Genomic DNA, 25648 nt, shown 5'->3' on the forward strand with positions numbered 1-25648 from the left:
CTTACTGATCAGGGTTTCTGCTAACGCACTGCCCGCCCCCACCCCTCCTCGCTCAGAACACCACCAGCCGGTCAACCAATTGCGCGATCCGCGAGTTTGACGCCGACCACGATGCGACCGTGCGCGATCGGCCGTCGAAGTACACCGTATTGATGACCGACCCGTCGCGGCTGAGCGTCAGCGTCGCGTAGGCGAGGTATTCGCTCGGCGCGTTGTCCCACAACGCGTTGCGCCAGGCGCGCCGCACCGAATAATTGAGCACGACGCAACCCGTCGGCCACGTGCCCGGGCTGTAGATCGTGCTCACGATGCCATAGGCGCGCAAACGTCCCTGTATCGCCGGCAGCAAATCGGAGATGCCGTCCGGCGCCAGCTCGATACACAGGGTGTGCGACAGCAGCTCCGGCGCGGCAGGCGCCGTCGGCGGCGCGATGGACGGCAACTGATCCGACAACATCACCCCCGTCGACACCATGCTGGAGGCGACCTGCGCGGCGAGCACCGGCACAGGCGTCGCGAAAAGGCACCCGCCCAGGGTGGCGCTGGCAGCCGCCGCCAGCATCAACACAATCGCCAGGCGCGCCATCAGAACGGCGACACGCCGAGCAGAATGCCCTGCAGCCACCCGCCGCTGCTCCCATCGGCAACCTGGCCCTCGTCCACCCTCGCCACCTTGGCTTGCCCCACCTTGCTCGACGCCACCACATTGCCCGGCGAGATGTCGAACTTGTTGACCACGCCCGTAAAGCGAAACGTCTCCATATTGCGCCCCTGCAGGACCTGCTTTTCCCCGCCCACGACATACGCACCGTTGGGTAGCACCTCCACGATCGCGACCGCGATCGTGCCGGCCAGCGCCATGCTGGAACTGTTGTTGCCGTTGCCCTTGAAAGTGCTCGCCGACTGGCCGATGTTGAACCAGCGCTCCAGCACCGAATCGGCCCCATCGGCCTTGGCGCTCTTGGCCGTCACGCTCGCGTTGCGCGAGATGTCGCTCTGCGACTTGTTCCCGCTCGACGCGTTTTCCGATACCGCAATCGTGAGCAGATCCCCGATGCGATGGGCGACCGGTGTCTCGAACCAGTTCGTGGCGGTGGTCGACTGGTAGATGGCCCCGCCCGTCTGCACATTCTCCACACGCGGCATGGGCATCATGGCCATCGGCGTGGGTGCCGGTGCCGAGCTGGCGCAGCCCCCCAGCATGACGCCCGTGGCCAACAGCAGCGCGACCGTCCGGACAAAGCCCCGCGCAGCAGCGCGCTGTAGCATCGACAGCTTCGACATGATGAGGCGCCCCCGCGCCGGTACCGGACGCCGTGTCCGGTCGTCTTCGAAAAGTGTGAACGATGAGTGGATGACGAAGACGGCACGGCGGCCAGCTTCGAGAGGGATAGTAAGGAGCGCAAGTGCAGCTACTAAGCACAAATAGAGGAAAATTTGTGGAGGCCCGCCGCGCCACGCCCCGAAGCTGGGAAAATGGCGCGCCAACGCTGGCATCGCCACACCGGCGCCTCACGCGAGGCGCCGCTTTCCAAGCCATCACCGTTAGCCTGACCACCCAGCGCATGAACTCCGGCATCACCCGCAAGCTTTTCCTCGCGCTTTTCGCGACGGGCCTGATCACCATGACGGCCACGGCTCTCGTCGTGCGCGCCGCCGTCGGCGGGCACCGCTGGCTGTGCGGCAACAACCTGATGTATCTGACAGTGCTCGGCGTCGCCCTGCTCGGCACCGTGGCGTTGCACCTCGCCCGGCGTTTGCTCGTGCCCGTCACGCCGCTGCTCGAGGCCACCCACCGCATGGCGATGGGCGACTACAGCGTGCGCGCGCCGACTGCCGGTGCCGACGAACTCGCCCGACTCGCGGTCGACCTGAACCGTCTTGCCGACACACTCGCCCGCAACGACCGCTCGCGCCGCGACCTGCTCGCCGACATCTCGCACGAATTGCGCACGCCGCTGTCGATCCTGCGCGGCGAAATCGAAGCGATGGAAGATGGTCTGCGCCCGCTCACGCAGGACGCGATCGCCTCGCTGCGCGTCGAAATCTCGCAACTCTCCAAGCTGATCGACGATCTCTACGAACTGTCGCTCTCCGACGTCGGCGCGCTCACCTATATGTTCGCCCCCGTCGACATGACCGAGCGCGTCGCCACGTCCGTGGCCGCGTTCGGCGACTGGTTCGACGCCAAGGGCATCGCGCTGAACGTGCACCTGCCCGACGACACGCTCATCATCGACGGCGATCTCCACCGAGTGACGCAACTGCTGGGCAATCTGCTGGAGAACTCGTTGCGCTACACCGACGGCGGCGGCGCGGTGCGCGTCTACCTGTCGGCCACGGCCGCGCAGCTGCGTCTGGAGATCGAAGACTCGGCGCCGGGCGTGCCGGACGACGCGCTGCCGCGCCTGTTCGAGCGCCTGTTCCGCGTGGAAGCCTCGCGCAGCCGGCGCAGTGGCGGCGCCGGCCTGGGGCTGACGCTGTGCAAACACATCGTCGAGGCGCACGGCGGCCAGATCGCCGCACGGCATTCCCCGCTGGGGGGGCTGGCGCTCGCGATCACCCTGCCGTGTCACCGCCAGGCGCCCGTGGGCGCGTGCGGGCCGTGCGGCGGGTCATCCAGCAACGCGAGCCGGCCCCGCCTCCCACGGCTCGACGACCCAGCCCTCGCGACCTCGTGTTGAGCCCTTCTCCCATGCCCCCAACCGCACCGAGCCCGTCGCCAGCCGCGTCGCGCCCATTGACCCCTGAGCCGCTTCCCGCCCCAAGTTCACCGACCGACGCGATGACCCTCTCCGACACCGCTCCGATTCTGATCGTCGAAGACGAGCCCAAGCTCGCCGCGTTGCTCGCGGAATACCTGCGGGTGGCGGGCATGCCCTGCCGCATTCTCTCGGACGGCCGCGACGTGCTCCCGGCCGTGCGCGCGATGCAGCCACGCCTGGTGCTGCTCGACCTCATGCTCCCGGGCATGGACGGTCTCGAAGTCTGCCGCGCGGTGCGCGAGATCTCCGACGTGCCGGTCGTCATGCTGACGGCCCGCGCGGCGGAGACCGACCGCCTGCTGGGCCTCGAACTCGGTGCCGACGACTACATCTGCAAGCCCTTCAGCCCGCGCGAGGTCGTGGCGCGCGTCAAGGCGATCCTGCGCCGGGTTCGCGGCGCCGGTATCGCCCCGTCCCCCCAGGGATCCGCCGCCGGTGCCAACGTCGCACCCGCGCGCGCGCTCGTCATTGACGCGGTGCGTCATCACGCGCGACTCGATGGGCACGAACTGCCGCTCACGCCGGTGGAATTGCGGTTGCTGGCCACACTCGCCAGCCATCCCGACAAAACCTTCCCGCGTGCCCACCTGCTCGATCGCATGTACGACGATCACCGCGTGGTCGCTGACCGCACGGTCGACAGCCATATCAAGAACCTCCGTCGCAAGTTGCAGGCGATCCGGCCCGACGAAGAAATCGTGCGCTCGATCTATGGCGTCGGCTATCGGCTGGAGTTGCGCACGGACCGCCCCGGCATGGGCGCCGCGCGGCATGGTGTCGCGGCTATCGACAATCCGGCCGGAGCAATGCCAGAATAGGCGCACCCGCGCCGCAGCGCGGTTCCCTTGAGGAGATTGACGATGCCACGCCGCGCCGCCACGCTTTCCCCGATGCCCACTGCCTTCGCTGCCCTCGCTTCCTCCGCCTCCTCCGCCTCCTCCACGCCCAAGGGCGCCGTATCGCAGATGATTCGCACTGCAAAGCTTGTACGCGCTCACCCCCCGATCAAACGCCTTCTGCAAGCCGTCACCGCCATCGCGCTGCTCGGCGCCAGCGGCTTCTCGTGGGCGCAAACGCCCGTGTGCTTCGATAGCGTCGGGCGTCCCCTCCCGCCCGAGCAGTGCTCGCCAGCCGCACGCGAGCAGGCCGCATCGCAAGCCGCCGCCGCCACGAGATCACCGTCCCTGCGCGACGAGTGCCGCGCGCTCGCCGACAAGATCGCCAACACCCCGGACAAGCCGGTCTACCAGCGTGGGCGTCGAGTCGAGTCACCGGCCGGCGATCGCGTCGACATTCCTACACGTACCCGCCCGCGCAAAGCCCTCATAGAGGAATACATGCGCAAGTGCACGTAGGCGGACACCTACGGGTTAGCGAAAGATAGTTACAAATTGACGGAACTTGTCACCCTAATTCGTTGACAATACCGACGGAGGCCGCATAATCGTCGTCACGCCGACGCGTTGCCTGCCGCCATGGCACACCGCCATATTCGTCGGAGGCCATACTATCGACCTCATCGCCCGCGTCATGGCCGACGTGACGCGCTCTGCACGACGCGCACCATTGGCCCGACGTTTTATCCGTCTTATCCGTACCCATGCCGCCATGCGCAACACGCGGCACACGTTACCTGGAGGGAGAAAATGCAAAAACGCGAATTCCTGATGAAAACTTCCGTCGCCGTCGCCGCCGCTGCCCTCGCGCTCACCGGCTGCACGACGACCACGCCGTCGCAGGCCAGCAAGAGCGACAACTCCCCCGGCGCCAATGCGAACAAGCGACGTGAGATCGATGCCTCCGTGAATGGCGCGCTCGACAAGATGTATGCGTCCGTGCCGGGCTCGCGCGAACTGGTCAGCAAGTCGCGCGGCATGCTCGTGTTCCCTTCCGTGCTGCAAGCCGGGTTCGTCGTGGGTGGTCAATATGGCGAAGGCGCCCTGCGCGTGGGCGGTGCCACGAAGGGCTACTACAACACCGTGACGGCGTCGTTCGGTCTGCAGATCGGGGCGCAGTCGAAGGCCATCATCTTCCTGTTCATGACGCAGGACGCCCTCGAGAAATTCCAGCGCATGGACGGCTGGACGGCCGGTGCCGATGCCTCGGTTGCCCTGGTCAAGATCGGCGCGAACGGTGCGGTCGACCTGAACACCGCGACCTCGCCGGTCGAAGTGATCGTCATGACCAACGCCGGTCTGATGGCCAACCTGAACGTCGAAGGCACGAAGGTGAGCAAGCTCAATATCTGACGCTGACGGGACGGCGAGGCGCCAGCTTGGGTACCCCGCCGTCTCTGGCGTCGCGTCAAACGAAAACGGCGCCATCCGCAAGGGATGGCGCCGTTGTTTCATGCGCAGGCGATGACGGTCGGCATCATTCGGTGCTGAACGCTGCCGGACGCCACTTCAGCAAACGCTTCTCGAGCGACGTCAGCAGGTAATCCGCCCCCAGCGCCACGACCGCGAGCACGATCATCGCAGCGAACACACCGCTCGCGTTGAATGCGCCCTGCGCGGTCGAGATCAGCAGCCCGATGCCCTGCTTCGAGCCGAGGAACTCACCGACCACCGCGCCCACCAGCGCAAAACCGAAGCTCACGTGCAGGCTGGCGAGAATCCACGACAGCGCCGACGGAATCACCACCGACATCGTCACCTGACGGCGCGACGCGCCCAGGATCTGGGCATTCGCGATCATGTAACGGTCGGCTTCGCGCACACCCTGGAAGGCATTGGCGAACACGACGAAGAACACCATCACCACGGCGAGCGCCACCTTCGAGGCCATGCCCAGGCCCAGCGAAATCACGAAGATCGAGCCCAGCACCACGCGCGGAATCGAGTTGGCGATCTGGATGTAGAGACTGAAGACATCCGAGAGCAGCTTGTTGCGTCCGAGCACGATGCCGCAGATCACACCGGCCACCCCGCCGATCAGAAAGCCCAGCACGGTCTCTTCGAGCGTGACGAACACCTGCGTCCAGAGCGGGCCCTGCGACGTGCCTTCCACGCACCAGGTATAGATCTGCGCGACGATCTGGGTCGGTTGCGAGAAGAAGAACGGATCGATCCACCCCAGGCGAGCCCCCAGCTCCCAACCGCCCAGCCCGATGATCAGAATGGCCACGCGCAGGAAAATCACCAGCGCGCGACGTTGTTTGATGCGACGCTGCGCGCTGGCTTCTTCGCGCGCGAGATCGGCGTCACTAAATCCTGCCAGCATGGCCTGTTCACTCATGTTCATGCCCTCCTCCAGACGGCGTAGGCACGCGCGTCGATGCGCGGCCCGCAAATTCATTGTCGATGCCCCGGCGGGGGCCTCGTCTTCAACCGATCTTCACTTCTTCGCGCAGATCCGCCCAGATCTCGCGCGAAATGTCGATGAAGCGTTGCTCATAGCGAACCTCCGACATCACGCGCGGACGCGGCAGGTCGATCGTGTACACATTCTTCAACGTGGCCGGACGCGCCGTGAGCACGAACACGCGATCCGCCAGCGCAATTGCCTCTTCCAGATCGTGGGTGACGAACACCACCGAGCCGGAGGTCGACGACCACAGTTGCAGCAGCTCGTCTTGCATGAGCGTGCGCGTTTGCATGTCCAGCGCCGAGAACGGCTCGTCCATCAACAGGATTTCGGGGTTGTTGATGAACGTCTGCGCCAGCGCCACGCGCTTGCGCATCCCGCCCGAAAGCTGGTGCGGGTAGTGGTCGCCGAACTTGTCCAGGCCCACCCGCTTGATCCATTGGTCGGCCAACGCGTACGCGGCGTCCTTCGGCTGTCCGCGAAAGAGCGGGCCGGCGGCCACGTTCTCGCGAACGCTGCGCCACGGAAACACCGCGTCGTTCTGGAAGACAAACCCGATGCGCGGGTCGATGCCGTTCACGGGCTGCCCCATCACGCGCACGCTGCCCGCCGTCGGGCGCAGCAGACCGGTGATCATCGATAGTGTGGTCGACTTGCCGCAGCCGGTCGGCCCGACGATGGCGACGAACTCGCCGCGTGCGACCGACATGTTGAAGTTGCGCAAGGCGACGGTGGCGTGGCCGTCCGCCGAGATGAAGCGGCACGACACGTTCTCGAATTCGATGGCCGGCGTATCGCGCGAGACGGCGCTCGCAGTGCGTGCCGGCGCAGTGGGGGTGATGGTCTGGGTCATGCCCGGTTCCTCAGTGACGTCGAAGGGCAAACGGTGTCGTTGCGGTTTTTCAGGGGTGAGCCTGCCCGCACACCGGACAGTCGTCGGGTGCGGGCGGCTCGGTGGCGGCGCGCCGTGAAGCGCGCGCGCCGAAACTACAGGGTCATAGGGTGACGCGAGATCGAACGCTTACTTCGGCACGTTCGCGGCGTCGACAAATGCGTTGGTGTAGGTCTTCGAGAGATCGATGTGCTTGCCCTTGACGTTCGGGTTGAACGCGGCGAGCACCTTGAGCACCGTCTCCGGACCGTCCTTCGGCATGCGGCCGTCCGGCGAGAACATCGGCAGCGAGTTCTGCATCGCCTGCAGGTACAGCGCCTTGTTGTTGGCGTAGTAGTCCTTCGGCATCTTCTCGGTAATCTCGGCCGCCGAGTGGGTGCGGATGTACTTGAGCGTCTTCACGAACGCGCGGGCCAGCTTGGTCGCCTCTTCCTTGTGCGTGTCGGCCCACGCGCGCTGCACGTACAGGCTCGACGCCGGGTAAGCGCCGCCCAGCGCGTCGACCGTGCCCTTGAGCGTGCGCATGTCGACGAGCACTGCCGCGTCGCCCGTGTTGATCAGGCGCGAGGCGGTCGGCTCGGTCGTCATGCCCGCATCGATGCGGTTCTGCTTCATGGCGGCGATGAACGTGTTGTCGGCACCGACCGGCAGCACCGAGAACTGCGCCGACGTGATGCCGTGCTTGGCCGCGAGGTACTGCGTGAGGAAGTTGGTCGACGCGCCAAGGCCGGTCACGCCCAAGGTCTTGCCCTTGATGTCGGCCATGCTCTTGATGGTGTCGCGGCTCTTGGCGTTGACCAGCTCGACTTCGCCGGGCACCTGACCGAAGATCGTGATGGCCTCGACTTCCTTGCCCTTGCTTTGCAGGTCGATGGAGTGATCGTAGAAGCCGACCACGGCCTGCACGGCGCCGGCGAGCAGTTCGTTCTCGGCATCGACACCGGCCGGCTGCGAGAGCAGCTCGACGTTCAGCCCTTCGTCCTTGAAGTACCCGAGCTGCTCGGTGAGCTTGGCCGGCAGGTAGATCAGCTTGGTGATGCCGCCCACCATGATCGTGATCTTGCCGCTGTCGGCGGCGAAACTCGGCACGGCGGCCAGCGCCAGCGACGCGCCGAACACGGCGGCCAGAACGGGTTTCACGAAGGCTTTCGGCGTACGCACGCCACGGCTTGCTCGCATTATGGTGTCTCCATCGTTTTTAGGGATAATGGCTCAAGCGTCGCGTTGCGGCGCCGGCCGACCTCTGTGGTTTGCCACAAGGCCCAGGCAGCGGACTTCCGAATCGTTTCCTTTGCCTTGAGGTGGATTGTAGAAAACCGAAGCTTTCATCGAGCTTTCGTCCCATGCAGGTTTTCTCGCGCAAAAGGTGGGTGTTTACCCGCTGTTGGCTTGCGCCGGTTCCGCGGGCACACTCGCCGTCGCTGTCTCCGTCGCCCTACGCCTTTGCCGTCATGAAACTGCTGCTGATCGAAGACAACGACACCCTTGCCCACTGGCTCGCCCGCATGCTGCGCGACGACAATTTCACCGTCGACGCGGCGCGCGACGGCGACGCCGCCGACCGTCTGCTGCAAACCGAGACGTACGACGTGGTGCTGCTCGATCTCATGCTGCCCAAGCTTGGCGGCAAGCATGTGTTGCGACGGCTGCGCGAGCGGCGCAACAACGTGCCGGTCATCATTCTCACGGCCAGCGGCTCCGTCGACGAAAAGGTCGACTGTCTCGGCGCGGGGGCCGACGACTATCTGGTCAAGCCGTTCGAAGTGCGCGAGCTGATCGCCCGCGTCAAGGCGCTCGCGCGCCGTCATGCGCCCGAGCAGAGCGCCGACCTGGTTTGCGCCGACCTGGCCTATCACACGGGCACGCGACAGTTCACGATCGCGGGCGCGCCGCTCGCGCTGCCGTCGCGCGAACACGCCGTGCTTGAAATCCTCATGCGCAAGCAGGGCAAGACGGTCGCCAAGAGCGCCCTCGTCGACGGCGTCTTCGGTCTCGACGACGAACCCAGCGCGGATGCCATCGAAATCTATATCCATCGGCTGCGCAAGAAACTCGAGACGAGCCACGCGGCCATCATGACGCTACGCGGCCTGGGCTATCTGCTGCGCGCAAAAGATGCTTAGCCTGCGCGTACGGCTGCTGATGTGGCTGATGCTGCCCCTCTCGCTCTATATCGGCGCGAGTGGATGGCTGGCGTATCGCAGTGCCCGCGACACCGCCGCGCTCGTGCAGGACCGGGCCTTGCTCACGTCGGCGCAGGTGATTGCCGGAGAACTCACCTGGGTCGATGGCGCGCTGCGCGCGAGCGTGCCGCCCTCCGCGCTCGAACTGTTTGCCTCGCCGGCGAGGGACCGGGTGTTCTATCAGGTCGTCACCCAGGACGGTCAACTGCTCGCCGGCCCGCCGGATTTCCCGCGGCCGCCGCTCTTTCCCACCACGGCTCCGGCGTATTCGAGCGTCACCGTCAACGGCGAACCGCTGCGGGCTGTCAGCTATGTCCGCACGATGTACAACGCCGGCACGCCGTATCGGGTCGCGGTCATGGTGGCCGAGACGATGCACGCCCACGACGAGATGCTCGCGAAGTTGTGGGAACCGTCTCTGCACCGCCAGATCGCCATGGCCGCGCTGGCCGCCTTGCTGGTGCTCATCGGCCTGACGGTCGAGCTGCATCCGCTGATCCGCCTCAAGGACGAGGTCGCCGGGCGCGCGCCGCAGGAACTGGTGCCGATTCGCGCCGGGCACCTGCAAACCGAATTGCGGCCCATCGTCGACGCTATCAACCTGTGCATCCAGCGGCTCTCGGCGCAGGCGCAGCAACAGCGGCGCTTCGTGGCCGACGCCGCGCACCAGCTACGCACACCGCTCACGCTGCTCGACACCCAGTTGCAGTTCGCCGCGCAGCTCGACGACCGGGCCGCGCTCGCCGACGTGCTCGCCGCCATGCAGACGAGCAGCCGCGGGCTGGCCGATCTCACCAACAAGCTGCTGCTGCTCTCGCAAGCGGAGGCGGCCGACACCCCGGCGTTCTCGCGCTCGCGCGTCGACCTGGTGGCGGTGGCCGCCGGCGTGCTCGAGGAGCTCGTCGCCCTCGCGCAACGGCGCCATATCGATCTGGGACTGGAGACGGTCGAAGCGCACGTGTGGGTCGAGGGCAATGGCGAGCTGTTTCACGCAATGGTCATGAATCTTGTCGACAATGCGATCCGCTATATCCACGAGGGGGGACGCGTGACGGTCGCCATCGGCAGTCCTGACAACATGGCCCGCCTGCGTGTGATCGACGATGGGCCGGGGATCCAGGCCGAGGCGCGGCAGCGCGTGTTCGAGCGCTTCTATCGGAATGCGCCGCCGGGCCAGCCCGGCACCGGGCTGGGGCTGGCCATCGTCAAGGAAATCGTGGCGGCCAGCCACGGCACCGTGACGTTGGCGTCAGGCGACGATGGTCGCGGTCTGGTCGTGACCGTGACACTGCCGCTCGCCTTAGAGACCGAACGCAACGCCTCATAGGGAACGTTGCCGGAGGAACGTCTCCGATAGCGCGCATCGCAAGCCCGCGCATCCTCCTGATAGAAATGCACGGCCGTTTGAAGTCGCAAGAAAAATTGAGCCATTACCGTTGGTTAGGTCAAAAAATTCGTTTGAAACATTTGCACGACGCTTCCGGCTAGGACAAACCCTGATATATTTTGGGGTCTTTGCAGAATTGCCCGTAAGCAGACCGATACTTTTTGATCCAAATCAAATAGTTATGCTCCGCCACCCGTCACACGGTTGTCCGTTGCGCGCAATTGTGACGAAATGTAAAGTTTGTTAAATTCGGTGGGGTCTCGCCGCGCAGGTTGCGGTATGGGACTTTTTTCTCTCAGGAATTTTGCCTCCATGCCGTATCTCGTCGATCGTGCCGCACAGGTTGCGAGACGTCGCGTGTCACTTGACGACGCGTCGCAAGCGTGCGCCGTGACACCGGCATCGCATCCGGCTGCCGCGTGCGACACGGCATTGCCGGTCGAGCCCGCCTCGCGCGCTGCACGCGCGGCGGTCACACGTCAACCGGCACAGTCGGTGGCTCGCGCGGTCGACGCGGCTCGCGAGTCCGAGCGCACGCGTCTGGCGCGTGAGCTGCACGACGGGCTTGGCGCACACCTCACGGCATTGCAGCTGGTGGTGGCTCGCCTGGCTACGCGCGCTCCGGCCGACGCCGCCGAATGGCAGTCCCTCTGCACCCAGATTCAGCAGGCGGCAAGCGCCGCCCACGACGCGGCGGACGAACTCGTCGGCCGCCAACGCCCGCCCGCGCTCGACGCGGGCCTCGTTGCCTCGTTGCGCGCCTGGTTGCGCCACTTCGGCGAACAAAGCGGCCTCACGTGCATCTGGCGCTGCGACGACGTGACGCGCGAGCGCGTCACCAGGCTCACGCCCGACGCAGTGCTGGCGCTGTACCGAATAGCACAGGAAGCGCTGACCAATGTCGCTCGGCACGCGCGCGCCTCCCGCGTGGTGGTGGCGCTCGACGGCAGTCATCGCTCACTCAAACTCACGATTTCCGACGACGGTTGCGGCTTGGTCCGCGGCGCGCGTCGCAAGCAGGGACATTTTGGATGGGTGGGGATGCGCGAGCGCTGTATGGCGCTTGGCGGCACGATACGAATTGGCAGGGCGCAAGGATCGGGGACGCTCGTGTGCGCGCGTCTTCCCTGGCACCAGATTCTGTCGTCCCCGGCCGCCGCGCGCTCGACCGGCCACCATGCCCCGGAATCGCTTGCTCTTCACGGACACGCATCATGACGCTCAGAGTGCTCATCGTCGACGACCACGCCATCGTGCGTCAGGGCGTGCGACAGTTGCTCTCCGATAGCGGGAGCATCTCGGTCGTCGGCGAAGCCGACTGTGGCGCGGAAGCGCTCGAGATGACCGACGCCGCCCAGTGGGACATCGTCCTGCTCGACATTTCGCTGCCCGACACGAACGGTCTCGAGATTCTCAAGACCCTGCGACGCAAGCACCCGCGCCTGCCGATCATGATCTTCAGCATGTACGGTGAAGGCCAGTTCGCGCTTCGGGCGCTCAAGGCCGGCGCGGCCGGGTATCTGAGCAAACGCTCGAACGCGCAGCAACTGGTCTCGGCCGTACGGCAGGTCGCCGCAGGGCGCAAGTACGTCAGTCCAATGGTGGCCGAGACGCTCGCCGACTACCTCGGCCCGGATGACGATCAGCCGCCGCACGAGCGCCTGTCGGACCGTGAATACCAGACGCTTTGCATGATCGGCTCGGGCAAGCGCCTGACCGACATCGCCAATGCGCTCTCGCTCTCGGTCAAGACCGTGAGTGTGTATCGCACGCGCCTGCTCGAGAAGATGCGCCTGAACAACAATGCCGAGCTCACCTATTACGTGATGCAGCACGGCCTGGTCAGCGCCGAGATGGGGCCGGTCTGCGCCTGAGCATTCCGGCACCGCGCCTTGAAAAGTGAGCGATCACTACGTGGCCCGCGCAAGCGGGTCACTTGCATTTCGGACCGCCGATCCGTTCTCTGCCATCGGCAGCGTTGCGCGCGGCAACACTTTCTCACCCGGACGAGAAATTTTCTTTTGTGCCTTCAAGGCGCTGCCATTCGCTGAGAATGGGTGCCCGCCTCACAGTCGGCCAGCCCATCATCGCCATCTCTCCAAGCCTTACAGGGATTGAATAAGCGGCAGATTGCCCCTGTCCTCGCGCGATCAATCGTGGAGGAATTTTGTAGACTGGCCCACTAGCGTTTTTCCTACATCGACAGGGCCCGTCGATGGGGGGTGGCACATCATTTTGTGAAATCACCCTAAATTTTCCCAATGGCTGTCCGATATCCCCTACAACGGCGGCTTTCGGCGAATGGCTGTAGAGCCGAAGTTACGGCGCTTAAGCCGGAGCCAAAAATTTTGGGAAAGGAGTGGCTAAATGTCATCTGTCATCAATACCAATATCTTCTCGCTGGTTGCACAACGTAACCTGAGCACGTCGCAGTCGGGCCTGCAAACCTCGATCACGCGCCTGTCCTCGGGTATGCGCATCAACAGCGCCGCCGACGATGCCGCCGGCCTGGCGATCACGGACCGCATGTCGGCCCAGATCAACGGCACGCAGCAAGCGCAGCGCAACGCCAACGACGGTATCTCGCTGGTGCAAACCGCCGCAGGCGCCCTGTCGGCCATCACCGACAACCTGCAGCGCATCCGCACGCTGGCCGTTCAGTCGACCAACTCGACCAACTCGACTTCGGATCGCGCCGCGCTGGACCAGGAAGTCCAACAGCGTCTGGCGGAAGTGAACCGCCTGGCGACCCAAACGTCGTTCAACGGCCTGAACGTGCTCGACGGCTCGATGGGCACGGCGAACTTCCAGGTGGGCGCCAACGCAGGCCAGACCATTTCGGTCAACCTGCAACAAAGCATGACCACCTCCAGCATCGGTTCGGTCGCACAAACGACCTCGGCCACCAACCCGCTGAGCTTCACCGTTGCCGCACTGACCGTTCAGATGGGTGCAGGCGCTGCCGTCAACGTCAAGGCCGGCACGTACAACAGCTCGGCCGACCTGGCCACGGCCATCAACACTGCCGCGCAAACCGCGGGCTTCACGGGCAACGTCGCCTCGGTCAACTCGGCCGGTGAAATCGCCATCACCAACACCGACGCCGCGCAAACGATGACGATCGCCGGCGCCGACGCCACCACGCTGGGCATGGCCGTCGCAGGTGCCGCCGCCGGTGTGACGACCACGTCGACCGCAGTCGCTGGTACGTTCTCGCAAACGCTGTCCGCAGGCGACCTGGTCCTGACCGTCAACGGCAAGGCCACGAACATCACCGGCAAGATGAACAGCGCCGGCGACCTGGCCAACGCGATCAACTCGTCGAACAGCGGCGTGAACGCGTATGTCGACACCACGGGCCAGATGCACCTCAGCTCGGGGTCGTCGTTCCAGATCAGCGGCGGCACGCCGGCCATCCTGACCAAGCTGGGCCTGCCGACGGCTGCCACGACCTACGCCACGAGCGGTAGCCTGGCACAAGCCGACGTCAAGACGGTCAGCAGCGCCACGCTGATGCTGTCGCAGATCGACTCGGCCATCGGCACCGTCGACACGCTGCAATCGACCCTGGGCGCTATTCAAAACCGCTTCCAGTCGACGATTTCGAGCCTGTCGACCACGACGCAGAACCTGACCACGGCGCGTTCGGGTGTGCAAGACACCGACTACGCTTCGGAAACGGCCAACCTGACCAAGTCGCAGATCCTGCAACAAGCTGGTATCTCGATGCTGGCCCAGGCCAACCAACTGCCGCAACAAGTGCTGAAGCTTCTCCAGTAAGCGCCTGTTGGGCTTGGTTTGACGCCCGGCGGCAACATGGCCGGGCCGCCGGCGGCGCCACCTTCACGGGGGGCGCCGCCGCACACATTACAAAGGCAGCCTTTTTCATGCCGGCGTTTTGTGAGTTGAGCAACTATTTTTGAGAGCGAGCAATTTATGGCGACTACCGGCAGTAGCACTACGGGCTCCATTTCGTCACCGGGCATCGGCTCCGGGCTGGACGTCAACGCGCTCGTGACCAGTCTGATGCAGCCGGCCACGCAAAAGCTCAGCTTGCTCAAGTCACAAGAAGCCAGCTACCAGACCAAGGTCTCCGCGCTCGGCAGCCTGCAATCGGCGCTGAGTTCGTTCCAGTCGTCGCTGTCGAACCTGTCATCGGCGTCGTCGTTCCTCCAGATGACGGCCACACCGGGCGACGCGACAATCCTGACCGCGTCGGCGGACACCACCGCGAAGGCCGGCAGCTACACGATCAACGCGACGCAACTGGCGCAGGCCCAAAGCCTGTCGACGTCCGGCGTATCGGACCCCGCCGCATCGATCGGCAGCGGCGCGTCCACCCAGTTGACCTTCAGCTTCGGCACGATCTCGGGCGGCACGCTCGCAAACGGTACGTATACCGGCGCCAGCTTCTCGCCGAACGCGCAGCAGGCGCCGTTCAATATCACGATCACGAACAGCAACAACTCGCTGCAAGGCATTCGCGACGCCATCAACGCCGCCAACGGCGGGGTGACGGCCACGATCGTCAATGACGGCAGCGCCACGCCGAACCGCCTGGTCCTGACCTCGACGCAGACGGGTCAGGCGATGAGCATGAAGGTGGACGTCGCCGCAGGCGGCGACGCCACGCTCACGAACATGCTCGCGTACGACCCCACCGGCACGCAGAACCTGACGCAGACCGCCGCGGGCCAGAACGCAAACCTGACCATCAATGGCCTGGCTGTGTCGAGCCAGACCAACACCGTCAAGAGCGCCGTGCAGGGCCTGTCGATGAACCTGCTCAAGATCGGCACAACCACCGTCAGCGTCAGCAACAACAGCGACGGTGTCACCAAGTCCGTCAACGATTTCGTCGCCGCCTACAACACGCTGCATTCCGCCATCAGCCAACTGACGTACTTCGACAAGTCGAGCGCCTCGCCCGGCAGCACCTCGAACAACAACGGCCCGCTGATCGGCGACACGACCACGCAGATGATCACCACGCAGATCCAGCAGATCCTGAACGGCAAGCTGCCGGGGGTCGCGGGGTCGGTGCTGACGTCGCTCGCAGACATTGGCGTCACGTTCCAGGCCGGCGACGGCTCCGGCAGCGCCACCGATACGTCGGGTCAGCTCGCCGTCGATTCGACCAAGCTGCAGAAGGCCATCGCCTCGGGCGGCTTCGCTCAACTCGCGTCGCTGCTTGCCACCAACGGCACGACCAGCGACAGCCTGATCAACTACCAAGGCTCGACCACCAATACCCAGCCGGGCCAGTACGACGTGGTCGTCACGCGACTGGCGACGCAAGGCACGCTCACGTCGAACGCCACGCTTGGCGCGAACACCGTCATCAACGGCGCCAACAATACGTTGACGCTGCAGGTCGACGGCACGAGCACGACCATCACCATCCCGAACGGCACCTACACGCCCGACAAGATGGCCGCCGCCTTGCAGGCCGCGATCAACGGCAACTCGAAGTTCGTCGCCAACGGCTCGACGGTGACCGTCAAGCAGACCGCCGGGGTGCTGTCGATCACGTCGAACCGTTATGGCTCCGCCTCGAACATCCGTGTGACGTCGGGCAATGCCCAGACCACGCTGTTCGGCACCGGCGTGTCGCCCAGTACCGATGGCGTGGATGTCGGCGGCTCGATCGGCGGCGTGATCGCCACGGGCAGCGGCCAGTCGCTGACCGGCGCTGCGGGTTCGCTGACCGACGGCCTCAAGATCCAGGTCACCGGCACTAACCTTGGCAATCGTGGCACCATCAGCTTCTCGCAAGGCTATGCCTCCCTGCTGTCGAACCAGGTGAGTAACTTCCTGAGCGCCAAGGGGGCCATCAGCACGGCCACATCGAACCTGAACGCCAGCATCAAGCAGGTGCAGCAACAGGAAAGCGACTGGCAGGACCAGATGACGCAGATGCAGAACCGCTATCTCGCCCAATTCACGGCACTGGACGCGACGATGGCCAAGTTGCAGAACACGAGCGACTACCTCAAGCAGGTGCTTGGCGGGTCGTCGTCTTCGTCGTCGTCCTCGAAGTAAGCCCGCGACGCACCCGCGCCGCGCGCTTCGGAGAAAGTCATGTACGGTCAAAACGCCGCCAACGCTTATCGCAAAGTCGGGCTCGAGACAGGCGTCATCGCCGCGAGTCCGCACCAGCTCATCATGATGCTGTTCGACGGCGCCAAGGCAGCCCTCACGAAGGCCCGCGTCCATTTTGAAGACGGCCGCGTCGCGGATCGCGGACTCGCGCTCTCGAAAGCCATCGGCATTATTGGCGGTCTGCGCGACGGCCTGGACATGAACGTCGGCGGGGAACTGTCTCGCAACCTGCGCGATCTTTACGACTACATGGGCCAACGCCTGCTCGAAGCGAATCTCGAGAACGACGTTGTCAAGGTACAGGAAGTCGACACCCTGCTCGACACGATTGCGTCGGCCTGGCGCGCGATCGCCCCGGCGGCCGGCACGGGTGCCCCCGCCGCGCAGGCGGGCACCGGAGTGCGCTATGAATGAAGCCAAGACGTTGCTGAACTGCTACGAGAGCATTGCCGGCCTCACGGAGCGCATGCTCGGCGTGGCGCGTGATGGCGATTGGGATGCCCTCATCGACCTCGAGATGCAGTATCGTGCGCAGGTCGATTCGATCAAGCAGCTCGATGCCTCGCTGCCGCTCAGCGAGGACGAGCGGGCGCGCAAGCATGCCGTCATCCGGCGCATTCTGGCCGATGACGCCGCGATTCGCGATCTCGTGGTCCCGCGCCTGGCGCATCTGGATGCCATGATCAACAGCACACGCCGTCAACGTGCCCTGCACGAAGTCTACGGCCTGAACCTGGGCACCTGACGCGCCAGCGCGTCTCGTCGCCCATTATTCGGAGTCACGTATGGCCGGTCTCGATTCGGTGCTGGCCACAACGCTCGCACGACGGCTCGACGCCCTGCTCGGCGTCGGGCACGGGGCTGCCTCGACGAGCGCGCCCAGCGCCGTATCCGGCATGCAGCCCACCGGCGACGCCACGTCCGCCCTCGGCGATCTCGCGACCCGCACGTCGACAGCCGCCGTCGGACTCGGCAATGCGTCCGCGCAAACCGTCGCCCAGCTCCCCACCGCCGTTCAACAGGCCACCCTCTCGGCCGCCGCGCGTACCATCGACACGATTCTGCGGCTCGCCCCCGACTCGCCCGGGCCCGTGCAGGCGAGCACACCGGTGTGGCCTGCCGCTCCCGGTACCGGCGCGCCCGCGCTCGCGCCGCTGCTCGCGGAGGCGTTGAAGGAAGCGTTGTCCGCGAGCGGACTCTTTTACGAATCGCATCTGTCGCAGTGGGCATCGGGCAGCCGTTCGTTCGAGCAGTTGCAGGCCGAGCCGCAGTTGCGCTGGCCCGCGTCGGCCAACCTGGCCGCGCAGTTGCGCGCGGCCGGCGCCGACGCCACGCTGCCCGGCCCCGGCCCGCTCACCCGTCTGCTCGGCCCCGCGGGTGCCGAAGCGGCGCTGGCCACCGGCTGGCCGGCGCTCAGCCCGTCGGCCCTGTCCTCAGCGGCCACCTACGGCACCACGTCGTCCAGCGTCGGTGCGCCGCCATTCGCGGGCGAGGCAACCGATGGCGGTCTGCATGCGAGCGCCAATCTGCCCAACACGGCCAACGCACTCGCGCATGCCGCAAGCGTCGTGCATACGACGAGCAGCGTACTGCCAGGCGCGCAGGGTGGCGACGCCACCCTGACCGCGCTGGGCAGCAGCTCACCTGCGAATGCCGCGCCGCATGGTCCGGCTGGGGCGATTGCCGCCGTCGCGAATGCGCCTGCGGAGAGTGTCACGCTGGTGCGTCAGCAGCTCGACATGCTGGTGAACCCGCAATTCCAGTGGAACGGCATGGCGTGGCCGGGCGCACCGATGGCGTGGCAAGTCGAGGAACGCGCCGGGCAAACGATGCCCGGCGAGGCACCCACGCCGTCGACATGGCATACCCATCTGCGTCTCACGCTGCCGTTGCTGGGTACGGTCGACGTCACGCTCGGGTTGTCCGGGCAGCAGTTACAGGCCCGCCTGCTGACCGATTCGACCGTGTCGGCCGATGCGCTGTCGCAAGAGGGTGAAGGATTACGCCAGCGGCTCGCCGCCGTCGGACTCATCGCGAGCCAGTTGTCGTTCGGCGCGGTGACGGACACGGGCGGAAGCGTCGATGGATCACCGGCAAGCGTCAACCCTGCAAACCCTCGCAATGCTGCCGCGCCTGCCACCGGCACCGGACGCCCGGTGCCGGTGGCGAGCCACGTGTCGTCAACGGGACAGACCGGAGATGAGGTATGACGCTCCCACCGGAACGTCGCACGGCGATCGCGCTGGCCTACGGGGCGAACGACACGGCGCCACGCGTGGTGGCGAAGGGCTACGGCCTGCTCGCCGAGACGATCGTGCGCACCGCGCACGAACATGGCCTGTACGTGCATGAATCGCCGGAACTGGTGAGCCTGCTCATGCAGGTCGACCTCGACCAGCGGATCCCGGCACAGCTCTATCAGGCGGTCGCGGAATTGCTGGCGTGGCTCTATAAGCTTGAAGCAGGACGCGGCGGCCATCCACCGCCGCTTCCACCCGGCGTCAGTGCCTCCGGGATCCCGACCGGCGTCTCGCCTGCCGCGTCCACGCCACCGTCCAACGCGCTCGACGCCCCGTCCGCCGAACCCCGCGCGCGCTAAGGTCGTACCCTCCGCGCAGCGCAGGCGATCGCCGCGCGGCAGCGAACCTGCCGCCGAAAAAAAAGCCCCGCGGATCGGCGGGGCCTTCTTGGTGCTGCGGATGCGCCCTGGCGCGCCCTCCCGCGTCATACGTCTGCGTCACACTTGCATGTTCATCACGGTCGTATAAGCCGAGACGAGCTTGTTGCGCACTTGCAGGCTCATCTGGAAGCCGATATTGGCTTTCTGCAGGTCGACCATGACGTCGTTGAGCGCCACACCCGACCCACCCATTTCGAACGCGCGGGCTTGTGCCTCAGCGCCGTTCTGCGCCGACGAGACGCGTTTGAGCGAATTCTCCAGCTCGGACGCGAAACCGCCTGTCGCCGAGGTCGCCCCAGCGCCAGCACTCGCGGTGCCCAGGACCGAACCCGCCGCCTGCGACGCCACGCTGCCCAGCTTCTGCAACACCGACTCGATCCCCGGAATGGCCATGATGCTTGTCCTCGCTTGTCTTCGAGCGGCACCGGCGCCGCCGCAACACCGCGTCGCGCGCACCCGTTCGCCTTTTATCAGTTACGCCGGAGCTTACCACCGCCTGGCAAGCCCCCAAGACCGTAATTGGTGGCAAAACACCCGCCTAATCGTCAAAACGATTCCATATTCGCCAACGAATAATCAGGACCATCGGCATCGTGCGCACCCGGTAACGGATCTTTCCAATCCTTAGCGACCTTCGCACGTGAGCGCGATGCCAAGCGCACCCCCGGAGAATTCTGTCGCATGTTAGTGAGCACTTCCACCGCGAAGAACGTCGTATCAACGCCGCTGGCGTGGAGCCGCGCATGAACGCCGCCACCCAGTCGGCGGACGTCGCCGCCAAGCCGGCGCCCCTGCTCGCGCAGTTGCGCTCGCGCGAGCGTCTGCCGCTGCTCATCGGTGGCGCGGCCCTCCTCGCCTTGCTGATCGCCGCATTCCTCTGGAGCCGCGCCCCCGACTACAAGGTGCTGTACAGCAACCTGGGCGATCGCGACGGCGGTGCCATCATCACTTCGCTGCAGCAGATGAACGTGCCGTACAAGTTCGCCGAGGGCGGCGGTGCCATTCTGGTGCCGGCCGAACAGGTGCACGAGGTGCGACTGCGCCTGGCCTCGCAGGGCCTGCCCAAGGGCGGTCTGGTCGGCTTCGAATTGATGGACAATCAGAAGTTCGGCATCAGCCAGTTTGCCGAGCAGGTCAATTACCAGCGCGCCCTCGAAGGCGAACTCGCTCGCTCGGTCGAATCACTGTCCGCTGTGCAGGCCGCGCGCGTGCACCTCGCGATCCCCAAGCCGACGGTCTTCGTGCGCGAGCGGCAAAAGCCGAGCGCCTCGGTGCTCGTCACGCTGTATCCGGGCCGCGTGCTCGACGACGCCCAGGTCAGCGCCATCGTGCACATGGTCGCCTCGGGCGTGCCCGAGCTGCCGGTCAACAATGTCACGGTGCTCGATCAGAACGGCAACCTGCTCTCCGCACAGGGCGGCAACGCGCTGGGCCTGGACGCCAGCCAGCTCAAGTACGTTCGCGAACTCGAACAGTCGTACGCACGCCGCATCGAGGCGATCCTGAACCCGATCGTCGGGCCGGGGAACGTGCACGCGCAGGTGACGGCGGACGTCGACTTCAACCAGGTCGAGCAGACGTCCGAGAACTACAAGCCGAACTCGGGCGAGCAGGCCGTGCGCAGCCAGCAGAACAGCGAAGCGTCACAGATCGGCCTCACGCCCGCGGGCGGGGTGCCCGGCGCGCTGTCGAACCAGCCACCGGGTCAAGCCACCGCGCCGATCACGCAGACGCAACAGCAGTTTGCCCAGCAAAACGCCGCCAACGCGGCGAGCGCCGCCAGCGCCGCGCAGGGCCCGCGCAGCGATCGCAAGGACGCCACCGTCAACTACGAAGTCGACCGCACGATTCGCCACGTACAGCAAGCAACGGGCGGCCTGAAGCGCCTGTCGGCCGCCGTGGTCGTGAACTATCACCCGGGCACCGACGCGAAGGGCAAGGCAGCGATGGTGGCGCTCACGCAAGCGCAGCTCGACCAGATTCAGAATCTGGCGAAGGAAGCCATCGGCTACTCGAGCCAGCGCGGCGACACGCTCAACATCGTCAACAGCCCATTCACGGTCGAGGCCGATCCGGAAGCCAACCTGCCGTGGTGGCGTCAGCGGCAGAACATCGAACTGGCCAAGCAAGTCGGCAAATGGGTGTTGATCGGGCTGGTCGGCCTCTACCTGTGGTTTGGCGTCATCCGCCCGGCCATTCGCAAGCACCTGAGTCCGCCGCCGCCAGCCGAGCCGACGCTGGCCGGTGCAGCCGGTGCGGGCGGCGCAGCGGACGCGGAAGGGAGCGACGGCGAGAGTGCCGACGGCGATGCCGGCAAGCGGGCCGAACTCAGCGCCTACGAGCGTAATTTGCAGTACGCGCGCCAGGTCGCGCGACAGGATCCGAAGATCGTGGCAACGGTAGTCAAATCATGGGTAGGTGGTGGCGATGAGCGCGGCTGAGGGACTTGAACGCAGCGCCATCCTCCTGATGTCGCTGGGTGAAGACGAAGCGGCGGAGGTCTTCAAGTACCTCGCGCCGCGCGAAGTGCAGAAGCTCGGCGCGGCCATGGCCTCGCTGCGGCAAGTCACGCGCGACCAGATCGCCGACGTGCTGCAGGACTTCGTGCTCGAAGCCGAACAGCACTCGGCGCTCTCGCTCGATTCGTCCGAATACATTCGCTCGGTGCTCAACAAGGCGCTGGGCAGCGACAAGGCCGCCGGCCTCATCGAGCGCATCCTGCAAGGCGGCGACACCAGCGGTATCGAGGGCCTGAAGTGGATGGACTCCACGGCGGTCGCCGAGCTGATCCGCCACGAGCATCCGCAGATCATCGCCACGATCCTCGTGCATCTGGACCGCGATCAGGCATCGGAAGTGCTTGCCCTGTTCACGGAGCGTCTGCGCAACGACGTCGTGCTGCGTATTGCCACGCTCGACGGCATTCAGCCGGCCGCGCTGCGCGAACTCAACGACGTGCTGACGAAACTGCTCTCGGGCAGCGAGAACATCAAGCGCAGCCCGATGGGCGGGGTGCGCACCGCAGCGGAAATTCTCAACTACCTGGGCGGTGTGCACGAAGAATCGGTCATCGAAGCCGTGCGCACCTACGACTCGGACCTCGCGGCGAAGATCGTCGAAGAGATGTTCGTGTTCGAGAACCTGCTGGACGTGGAAGACCGCAGCATTCAGGTGCTGCTCAAGGAAATCGAGTCGGAATCGCTCATCATCGCGCTCAAGGGCGCGCCGGTCGAGCTGCGCGAGAAGTTCTTCAAGAACATGTCCGCGCGCGCGGCCGAGCTGTTGCGCGAGGACCTCGAATCGCGCGGTCCAGTGCGCGTCTCGGAAGTCGAAGCCGAACAGAAGAAGGTGCTGCAAGTGGTGCGACGTCTGGCCGATCAGGGCGCCATCATGGTGGGCGGCCGCGGCGAAGACGCCTACGTGTAACCGACCGGGGACCGCACGCGAATGTCGACCATCATCCCGAAGGAACGCCTCTCCGCCTGGCAGCGCTGGGAGATGGCGTCGTTCGATCCGCCGCCGCCCCCGCCCCCGCCGCAACCGTTGCCGCCCAACCCGCTCGACGACCCCGCGCTCGCGCAGCAGATCGCCGCGTGGCGTGAGGAAGCCCGCGCCGAAGGCCACGCGCAGGGTTACGCCACCGGTCACGCCGAGGGCTATGCCGCCGGACAAGCCGCCGGACAGCGGGACGTCGACACGCGCGCCGCGCAACTCGCCGATATCGCGCACGGGTTTGGCAACGCCGTGAACGCCATCGATCGCGAAGTGGCCGAGCCGCTGCTCGGGCTGGCGCTCGACATCGCGCGCCAGGCGCTGCGCCAGACGCTCACGATGCATCCGGAAACGTTGCTGCCCATCGTGCGCGACCTGCTCTCCAACGATCCGGTCACCGGCTCGCCCCGTCTGCTGCTGCATCCCGAAGACGTCGCGCTCGTCGAAGCGCATGTGGGCGCGGAACTGCGTGCGGCAGGCTGGGCGGTACGCGCCGATCCCGCCATCGAACGCGGTGGCTGCAAGGCCGAAGCCGCGAGCGGCGAAGTCGACGCCACGGTCGCCACGCGCTGGCAGCGCGTCATGGCTGCGCTGGGCAAGGATCTGCCGTGGTGAACGCCGAATTCATCCCGCTCACCGCGCATGCACCGGTGCTGCCCAGCACCGAGAACACGCACGATGACGCGACGCCGCCCACGCCCGCCCCGGCGAACGACGGCACGACGCCGTCGGTGCGCCTGTGGGATGAAATCGATGCCGGCGTCGGCTCAGGCCTGGATACGCCCCTGCAGACCGCGCAGGCCGGTGCGCTGCAACCCGACGATCTCGCCGAGCCCACCGAGCACAGCGACGGCCCCGCTCAACCGACCCATGCGGATACGGCACCTGCTGGCGTCGATCCGGGCGTTGCCGCCGAATCCGCCGCGCCGAAAGCGTCCAAGCATGTCCTGGACGCCCGCGAGATTGCCAGCGACTCGCATCTGCGCCGCTGGCAGAACACCCTGCGCGAGCGCATCGCCCACGTGCACGCCGTCGAACCGACACGCCGCTGCGGCCGCCTCACGCGCGCGGCCGGACTCGTGCTCGAAGCCGTTGGCCTGCGCCTGCCGGTCGGCGCAGGCTGCCTGATCGAGCTGCCCGTGCACGACGCGTCGCGCGAACCGGCCACGGCCGAAGCGGAAGTCGTCGGCTTCGGCGGCGACCGCCTGTTCCTGATGCCGCAGACGGAAGTCGCTGGCCTGCTGCCGGGCGCTCGCGTGTACCCGATGGAGCCCGCCGCCGACGGTCCGCTGCCGAATCAACGTCACAACGGCAAGCGCCTGCCGGTCGGCGAAGCGCTGCTCGGCCGCGTGGTCGACGCTGCCGGCCGGCCGCTCGACGATTTCGGCCCGCTGGGCATGACCGACAGCGCCTCGCTCGCGTCGGTGCCGATCAATCCGCTGGGCCGCGCCCCCATCGAGTCGGTGCTCGACGTGGGGGTGCGCGCCATCAATGCCCTGCTCACCGTCGGGCGCGGCCAACGCATGGGCCTCTTCGCGGGCTCGGGCGTCGGCAAGAGCGTACTGCTGGGCATGATGGCCCGCTTCACGCAGGCCGAAGTCATCGTCGTGGGCCTGATCGGCGAGCGCGGGCGCGAGGTGAAGGACTTCATCGAGAACATTCTCGGACCGGACGGCCTGGCGCGCTCCGTCGTCGTGGCGGCACCGGCCGACGTCTCGCCGCTGCTGCGCCTGCAAGGTGCGGCGTACGCCACCACGCTGGCCGAGTACTTCCGCGACCAGGGCAAGGACGTGCTGCTGATCATGGATTCGCTCACGCGTTATGCGATGGCGCAACGCGAAATCGCACTGGCGATCGGCGAGCCGCCGGCGACGAAAGGCTATCCGCCATCGGTGTTCGCCAAGCTCCCGGCGCTGGTCGAACGTGCCGGTAACGGGCCAGACGGTGGCGGCTCGATCACGGCGTTCTATACCGTGCTTACCGAGGGCGACGATCAGCAGGATCCGATCGCCGATTCGGCCCGCGCCATTCTCGACGGGCATATCGTGCTCTCGCGTCAACTGGCCGAGTCGGGCCACTACCCGGCGATCGACATCGAACAGTCGATCAGTCGTGCGATGGCCTCGCTCATCGACGACGGACAGTTCGACAAGGTACGGCGCTTCAAGCAGATGCTCTCGCGCTATCAGCGCAATCGCGATCTCATCAATGTGGGCGCGTACGCACCGGGCAGCGACCCGATGCTCGATCAGGCGATCGAGCTGTATCCCCGTCTCGAACACTTCCTGCAACAGGGAATGCGCGAGCGGGCCAGTTATCCGGACGCCGTGCACCAGATGCACGGCCTGTTCCACTAAACGGCGGCGGCCATGAATTCCACCCTGCCCCTCAAGCTGCTCATCGAACTCGCCCAGAAGGACGTCGACGAAGCCGCGCGCCTGCTCGGCGAACGCCAGACGCAGCGCGCCGAGGTCGAGCGTCAGCTCGAAGCGCTGCGCCAGTACCGTCACGAATATCGCACACGCATGCAGACGGCGACGATTCAGGGCATGGCAGGCTGCGACTGGCGCAACTTTCAGCAATTCATCGATACGCTCGACACGGCCATCGAACAGCAAGCCATGCTGCTCGAACAAGCCGACGAGCGCCTCGCGGCCGCCCGCCGCGAATGGCAGGCGCAGCAGCGCCGCCTGAACTCCTTCGGCACGCTCGCGTCGCGCGAGCAAGCCCGCACGGCGCTGCGCGTGGCGCGTCGCGAGCAGAAGGAAAACGACGAGTACGCCGCGCGCAGCCTGCGCCGTCGTGCCGAATCCCCGATTTGAAGGACCCGAGGCGCCCAAC

25 protein-coding genes are annotated in these 25648 nt (G+C 66.0%); 19 read left to right on the plus strand and 6 right to left on the minus strand.

Annotation, left to right across the window (positions count from 1 at the left end; genetic code table 11):
* Positions 1-52 precede the first annotated feature (52 nt).
* Together PTE31013_RS14495 and PTE31013_RS14500 are read right to left on the minus strand one after the other, a co-directional pair.
* Positions 53-586: a hypothetical protein gene (locus tag PTE31013_RS14495; RefSeq protein ID WP_150613496.1), complete on the minus strand. Its 534-nt coding sequence runs from the start codon at positions 584-586 to the stop codon at positions 53-55.
* Positions 586-1284 (minus strand): flagellar basal body L-ring protein FlgH, encoded by a 699-nt coding sequence (locus PTE31013_RS14500; RefSeq protein WP_174978572.1) that lies wholly within the window; start codon positions 1282-1284, stop codon positions 586-588. Before PTE31013_RS14500 ends, PTE31013_RS14495 begins: the two co-directional genes overlap by 1 nt.
* 155 nt (positions 1285-1439) lie before the next feature.
* On the opposite strand from PTE31013_RS14500, the gene PTE31013_RS14505 reads away from it, so the two are divergent.
* The 4 genes from PTE31013_RS14505 (at position 1440) to PTE31013_RS14520 (ending at position 5014) form a co-directional block, all read left to right on the plus strand.
* Positions 1440-2684 carry an ATP-binding protein gene (locus PTE31013_RS14505; RefSeq protein ID WP_246174576.1) on the plus strand — a complete coding sequence of 415 codons (1245 nt, stop codon included), beginning with the start codon at positions 1440-1442 and terminating at the stop codon, positions 2682-2684.
* Between the two features lie 101 nt (positions 2685-2785).
* Positions 2786-3583 (plus strand): response regulator, encoded by a 798-nt coding sequence (locus tag PTE31013_RS14510; protein ID WP_246174577.1) that lies wholly within the window; start codon positions 2786-2788, stop codon positions 3581-3583.
* A gap of 42 nt (positions 3584-3625) precedes the next feature.
* Positions 3626-4120, plus strand: a complete 495-nt coding sequence (locus PTE31013_RS14515) for a hypothetical protein (protein WP_150613499.1) — start codon at positions 3626-3628, stop codon at positions 4118-4120.
* A gap of 291 nt (positions 4121-4411) precedes the next feature.
* The gene (locus tag PTE31013_RS14520) at positions 4412-5014 is read left to right on the plus strand and encodes a BPSL1445 family SYLF domain-containing lipoprotein (protein ID WP_150613500.1); all 603 of its coding nucleotides are present in this window, start codon (positions 4412-4414) and stop codon (positions 5012-5014) included.
* Positions 5015-5138: 124 nt separating this feature from the next.
* Here the strand turns inward: PTE31013_RS14520 and PTE31013_RS14525 are convergent, their stop codons facing one another.
* The 3 genes from PTE31013_RS14525 to PTE31013_RS14535 form a co-directional block, all read right to left on the minus strand.
* Entirely contained in the window at positions 5139-6008 is an 870-nt protein-coding gene (locus PTE31013_RS14525; protein WP_174978573.1) for an ABC transporter permease, read from the minus strand.
* An 82-nt stretch (positions 6009-6090) separates the two neighbouring features.
* Entirely contained in the window at positions 6091-6924 is an 834-nt protein-coding gene (locus PTE31013_RS14530; RefSeq protein WP_150613501.1) for an ABC transporter ATP-binding protein, read from the minus strand.
* A 168-nt stretch (positions 6925-7092) separates the two neighbouring features.
* Entirely contained in the window at positions 7093-8142 is a 1050-nt protein-coding gene (locus PTE31013_RS14535; RefSeq protein ID WP_150613502.1) for an ABC transporter substrate-binding protein, read from the minus strand.
* Positions 8143-8414: 272 nt separating this feature from the next.
* On the opposite strand from PTE31013_RS14535, the gene PTE31013_RS14540 reads away from it, so the two are divergent.
* From PTE31013_RS14540 to PTE31013_RS14585, 10 genes are all read left to right on the plus strand, one after another.
* Positions 8415-9086 carry a response regulator transcription factor gene (locus PTE31013_RS14540; protein ID WP_150613503.1) on the plus strand — a complete coding sequence of 224 codons (672 nt, stop codon included), beginning with the start codon at positions 8415-8417 and terminating at the stop codon, positions 9084-9086.
* Entirely contained in the window at positions 9079-10473 is a 1395-nt protein-coding gene (locus PTE31013_RS14545) for a sensor histidine kinase (protein ID WP_246174578.1), read from the plus strand. Before PTE31013_RS14540 ends, PTE31013_RS14545 begins: the two co-directional genes overlap by 8 nt.
* Positions 10474-10845: 372 nt before the next feature.
* Entirely contained in the window at positions 10846-11751 is a 906-nt protein-coding gene (locus PTE31013_RS14550; RefSeq protein ID WP_174978574.1) for a sensor histidine kinase, read from the plus strand.
* A complete protein-coding gene (locus PTE31013_RS14555) occupies positions 11748-12407 on the plus strand; it encodes a response regulator (protein ID WP_150613505.1) in 660 nt (219 codons plus the stop codon). Before PTE31013_RS14550 ends, PTE31013_RS14555 begins: the two co-directional genes overlap by 4 nt.
* A 493-nt stretch (positions 12408-12900) precedes the next feature.
* Entirely contained in the window at positions 12901-14313 is a 1413-nt protein-coding gene (locus tag PTE31013_RS14560) for a flagellin N-terminal helical domain-containing protein (protein ID WP_150613506.1), read from the plus strand.
* 156 nt (positions 14314-14469) lie between these two features.
* Positions 14470-16575 (plus strand): flagellar filament capping protein FliD, encoded by a 2106-nt coding sequence (gene fliD, locus PTE31013_RS14565; protein ID WP_150613507.1) that lies wholly within the window; start codon positions 14470-14472, stop codon positions 16573-16575.
* Positions 16576-16614: 39 nt separating this feature from the next.
* Complete coding sequence (fliS, locus tag PTE31013_RS14570) at positions 16615-17049, plus strand: flagellar export chaperone FliS (RefSeq protein WP_150613508.1); 435 nt, start codon at positions 16615-16617, stop codon at positions 17047-17049.
* Positions 17042-17380: a flagellar protein FliT gene (locus PTE31013_RS14575; protein WP_150613509.1), complete on the plus strand. Its 339-nt coding sequence runs from the start codon at positions 17042-17044 to the stop codon at positions 17378-17380. The genes fliS and PTE31013_RS14575 overlap by 8 nt, the downstream gene beginning before the upstream one ends.
* A 40-nt stretch (positions 17381-17420) precedes the next feature.
* Positions 17421-18845 (plus strand): flagellar hook-length control protein FliK, encoded by a 1425-nt coding sequence (fliK, locus tag PTE31013_RS14580; protein ID WP_150613510.1) that lies wholly within the window; start codon positions 17421-17423, stop codon positions 18843-18845.
* Positions 18842-19234 (plus strand): EscU/YscU/HrcU family type III secretion system export apparatus switch protein, encoded by a 393-nt coding sequence (locus PTE31013_RS14585; RefSeq protein ID WP_150613511.1) that lies wholly within the window; start codon positions 18842-18844, stop codon positions 19232-19234. Before fliK ends, PTE31013_RS14585 begins: the two co-directional genes overlap by 4 nt.
* Before the next feature lie 138 nt (positions 19235-19372).
* Here PTE31013_RS14585 and fliE read toward each other — a convergent pair whose 3' ends face one another.
* Positions 19373-19708 carry a flagellar hook-basal body complex protein FliE gene (gene fliE, locus PTE31013_RS14590; RefSeq protein WP_150613512.1) on the minus strand — a complete coding sequence of 112 codons (336 nt, stop codon included), beginning with the start codon at positions 19706-19708 and terminating at the stop codon, positions 19373-19375.
* A 350-nt stretch (positions 19709-20058) separates the two neighbouring features.
* On the opposite strand from fliE, the gene fliF reads away from it, so the two are divergent.
* The 5 genes from fliF (at position 20059) to fliJ (ending at position 25629) form a co-directional block, all read left to right on the plus strand.
* Positions 20059-21756 (plus strand): flagellar basal-body MS-ring/collar protein FliF, encoded by a 1698-nt coding sequence (fliF, locus tag PTE31013_RS14595; protein WP_217426235.1) that lies wholly within the window; start codon positions 20059-20061, stop codon positions 21754-21756.
* Positions 21743-22741, plus strand: a complete 999-nt coding sequence (fliG, locus tag PTE31013_RS14600; RefSeq protein WP_150613514.1) for a flagellar motor switch protein FliG — start codon at positions 21743-21745, stop codon at positions 22739-22741. The genes fliF and fliG overlap by 14 nt, the downstream gene beginning before the upstream one ends.
* Before the next feature lie 21 nt (positions 22742-22762).
* On the plus strand, positions 22763-23422 hold the full coding sequence (fliH, locus tag PTE31013_RS14605; protein ID WP_150613515.1) for a flagellar assembly protein FliH: 660 nt from the start codon (positions 22763-22765) through the stop codon (positions 23420-23422).
* Positions 23423-23592: 170 nt separating this feature from the next.
* On the plus strand, positions 23593-25164 hold the full coding sequence (gene fliI / locus PTE31013_RS14610; RefSeq protein ID WP_425495570.1) for a flagellar protein export ATPase FliI: 1572 nt from the start codon (positions 23593-23595) through the stop codon (positions 25162-25164).
* Between the two features lie 12 nt (positions 25165-25176).
* A complete protein-coding gene (gene fliJ / locus PTE31013_RS14615; protein WP_150613516.1) occupies positions 25177-25629 on the plus strand; it encodes a flagellar export protein FliJ in 453 nt (150 codons plus the stop codon).
* Positions 25630-25648: the final 19 nt, after the last annotated feature.

The sequence above is a fragment of the Pandoraea terrigena genome, from assembly GCF_902459705.1.
GTDB lineage: Bacteria > Pseudomonadota > Gammaproteobacteria > Burkholderiales > Burkholderiaceae > Pandoraea > Pandoraea terrigena.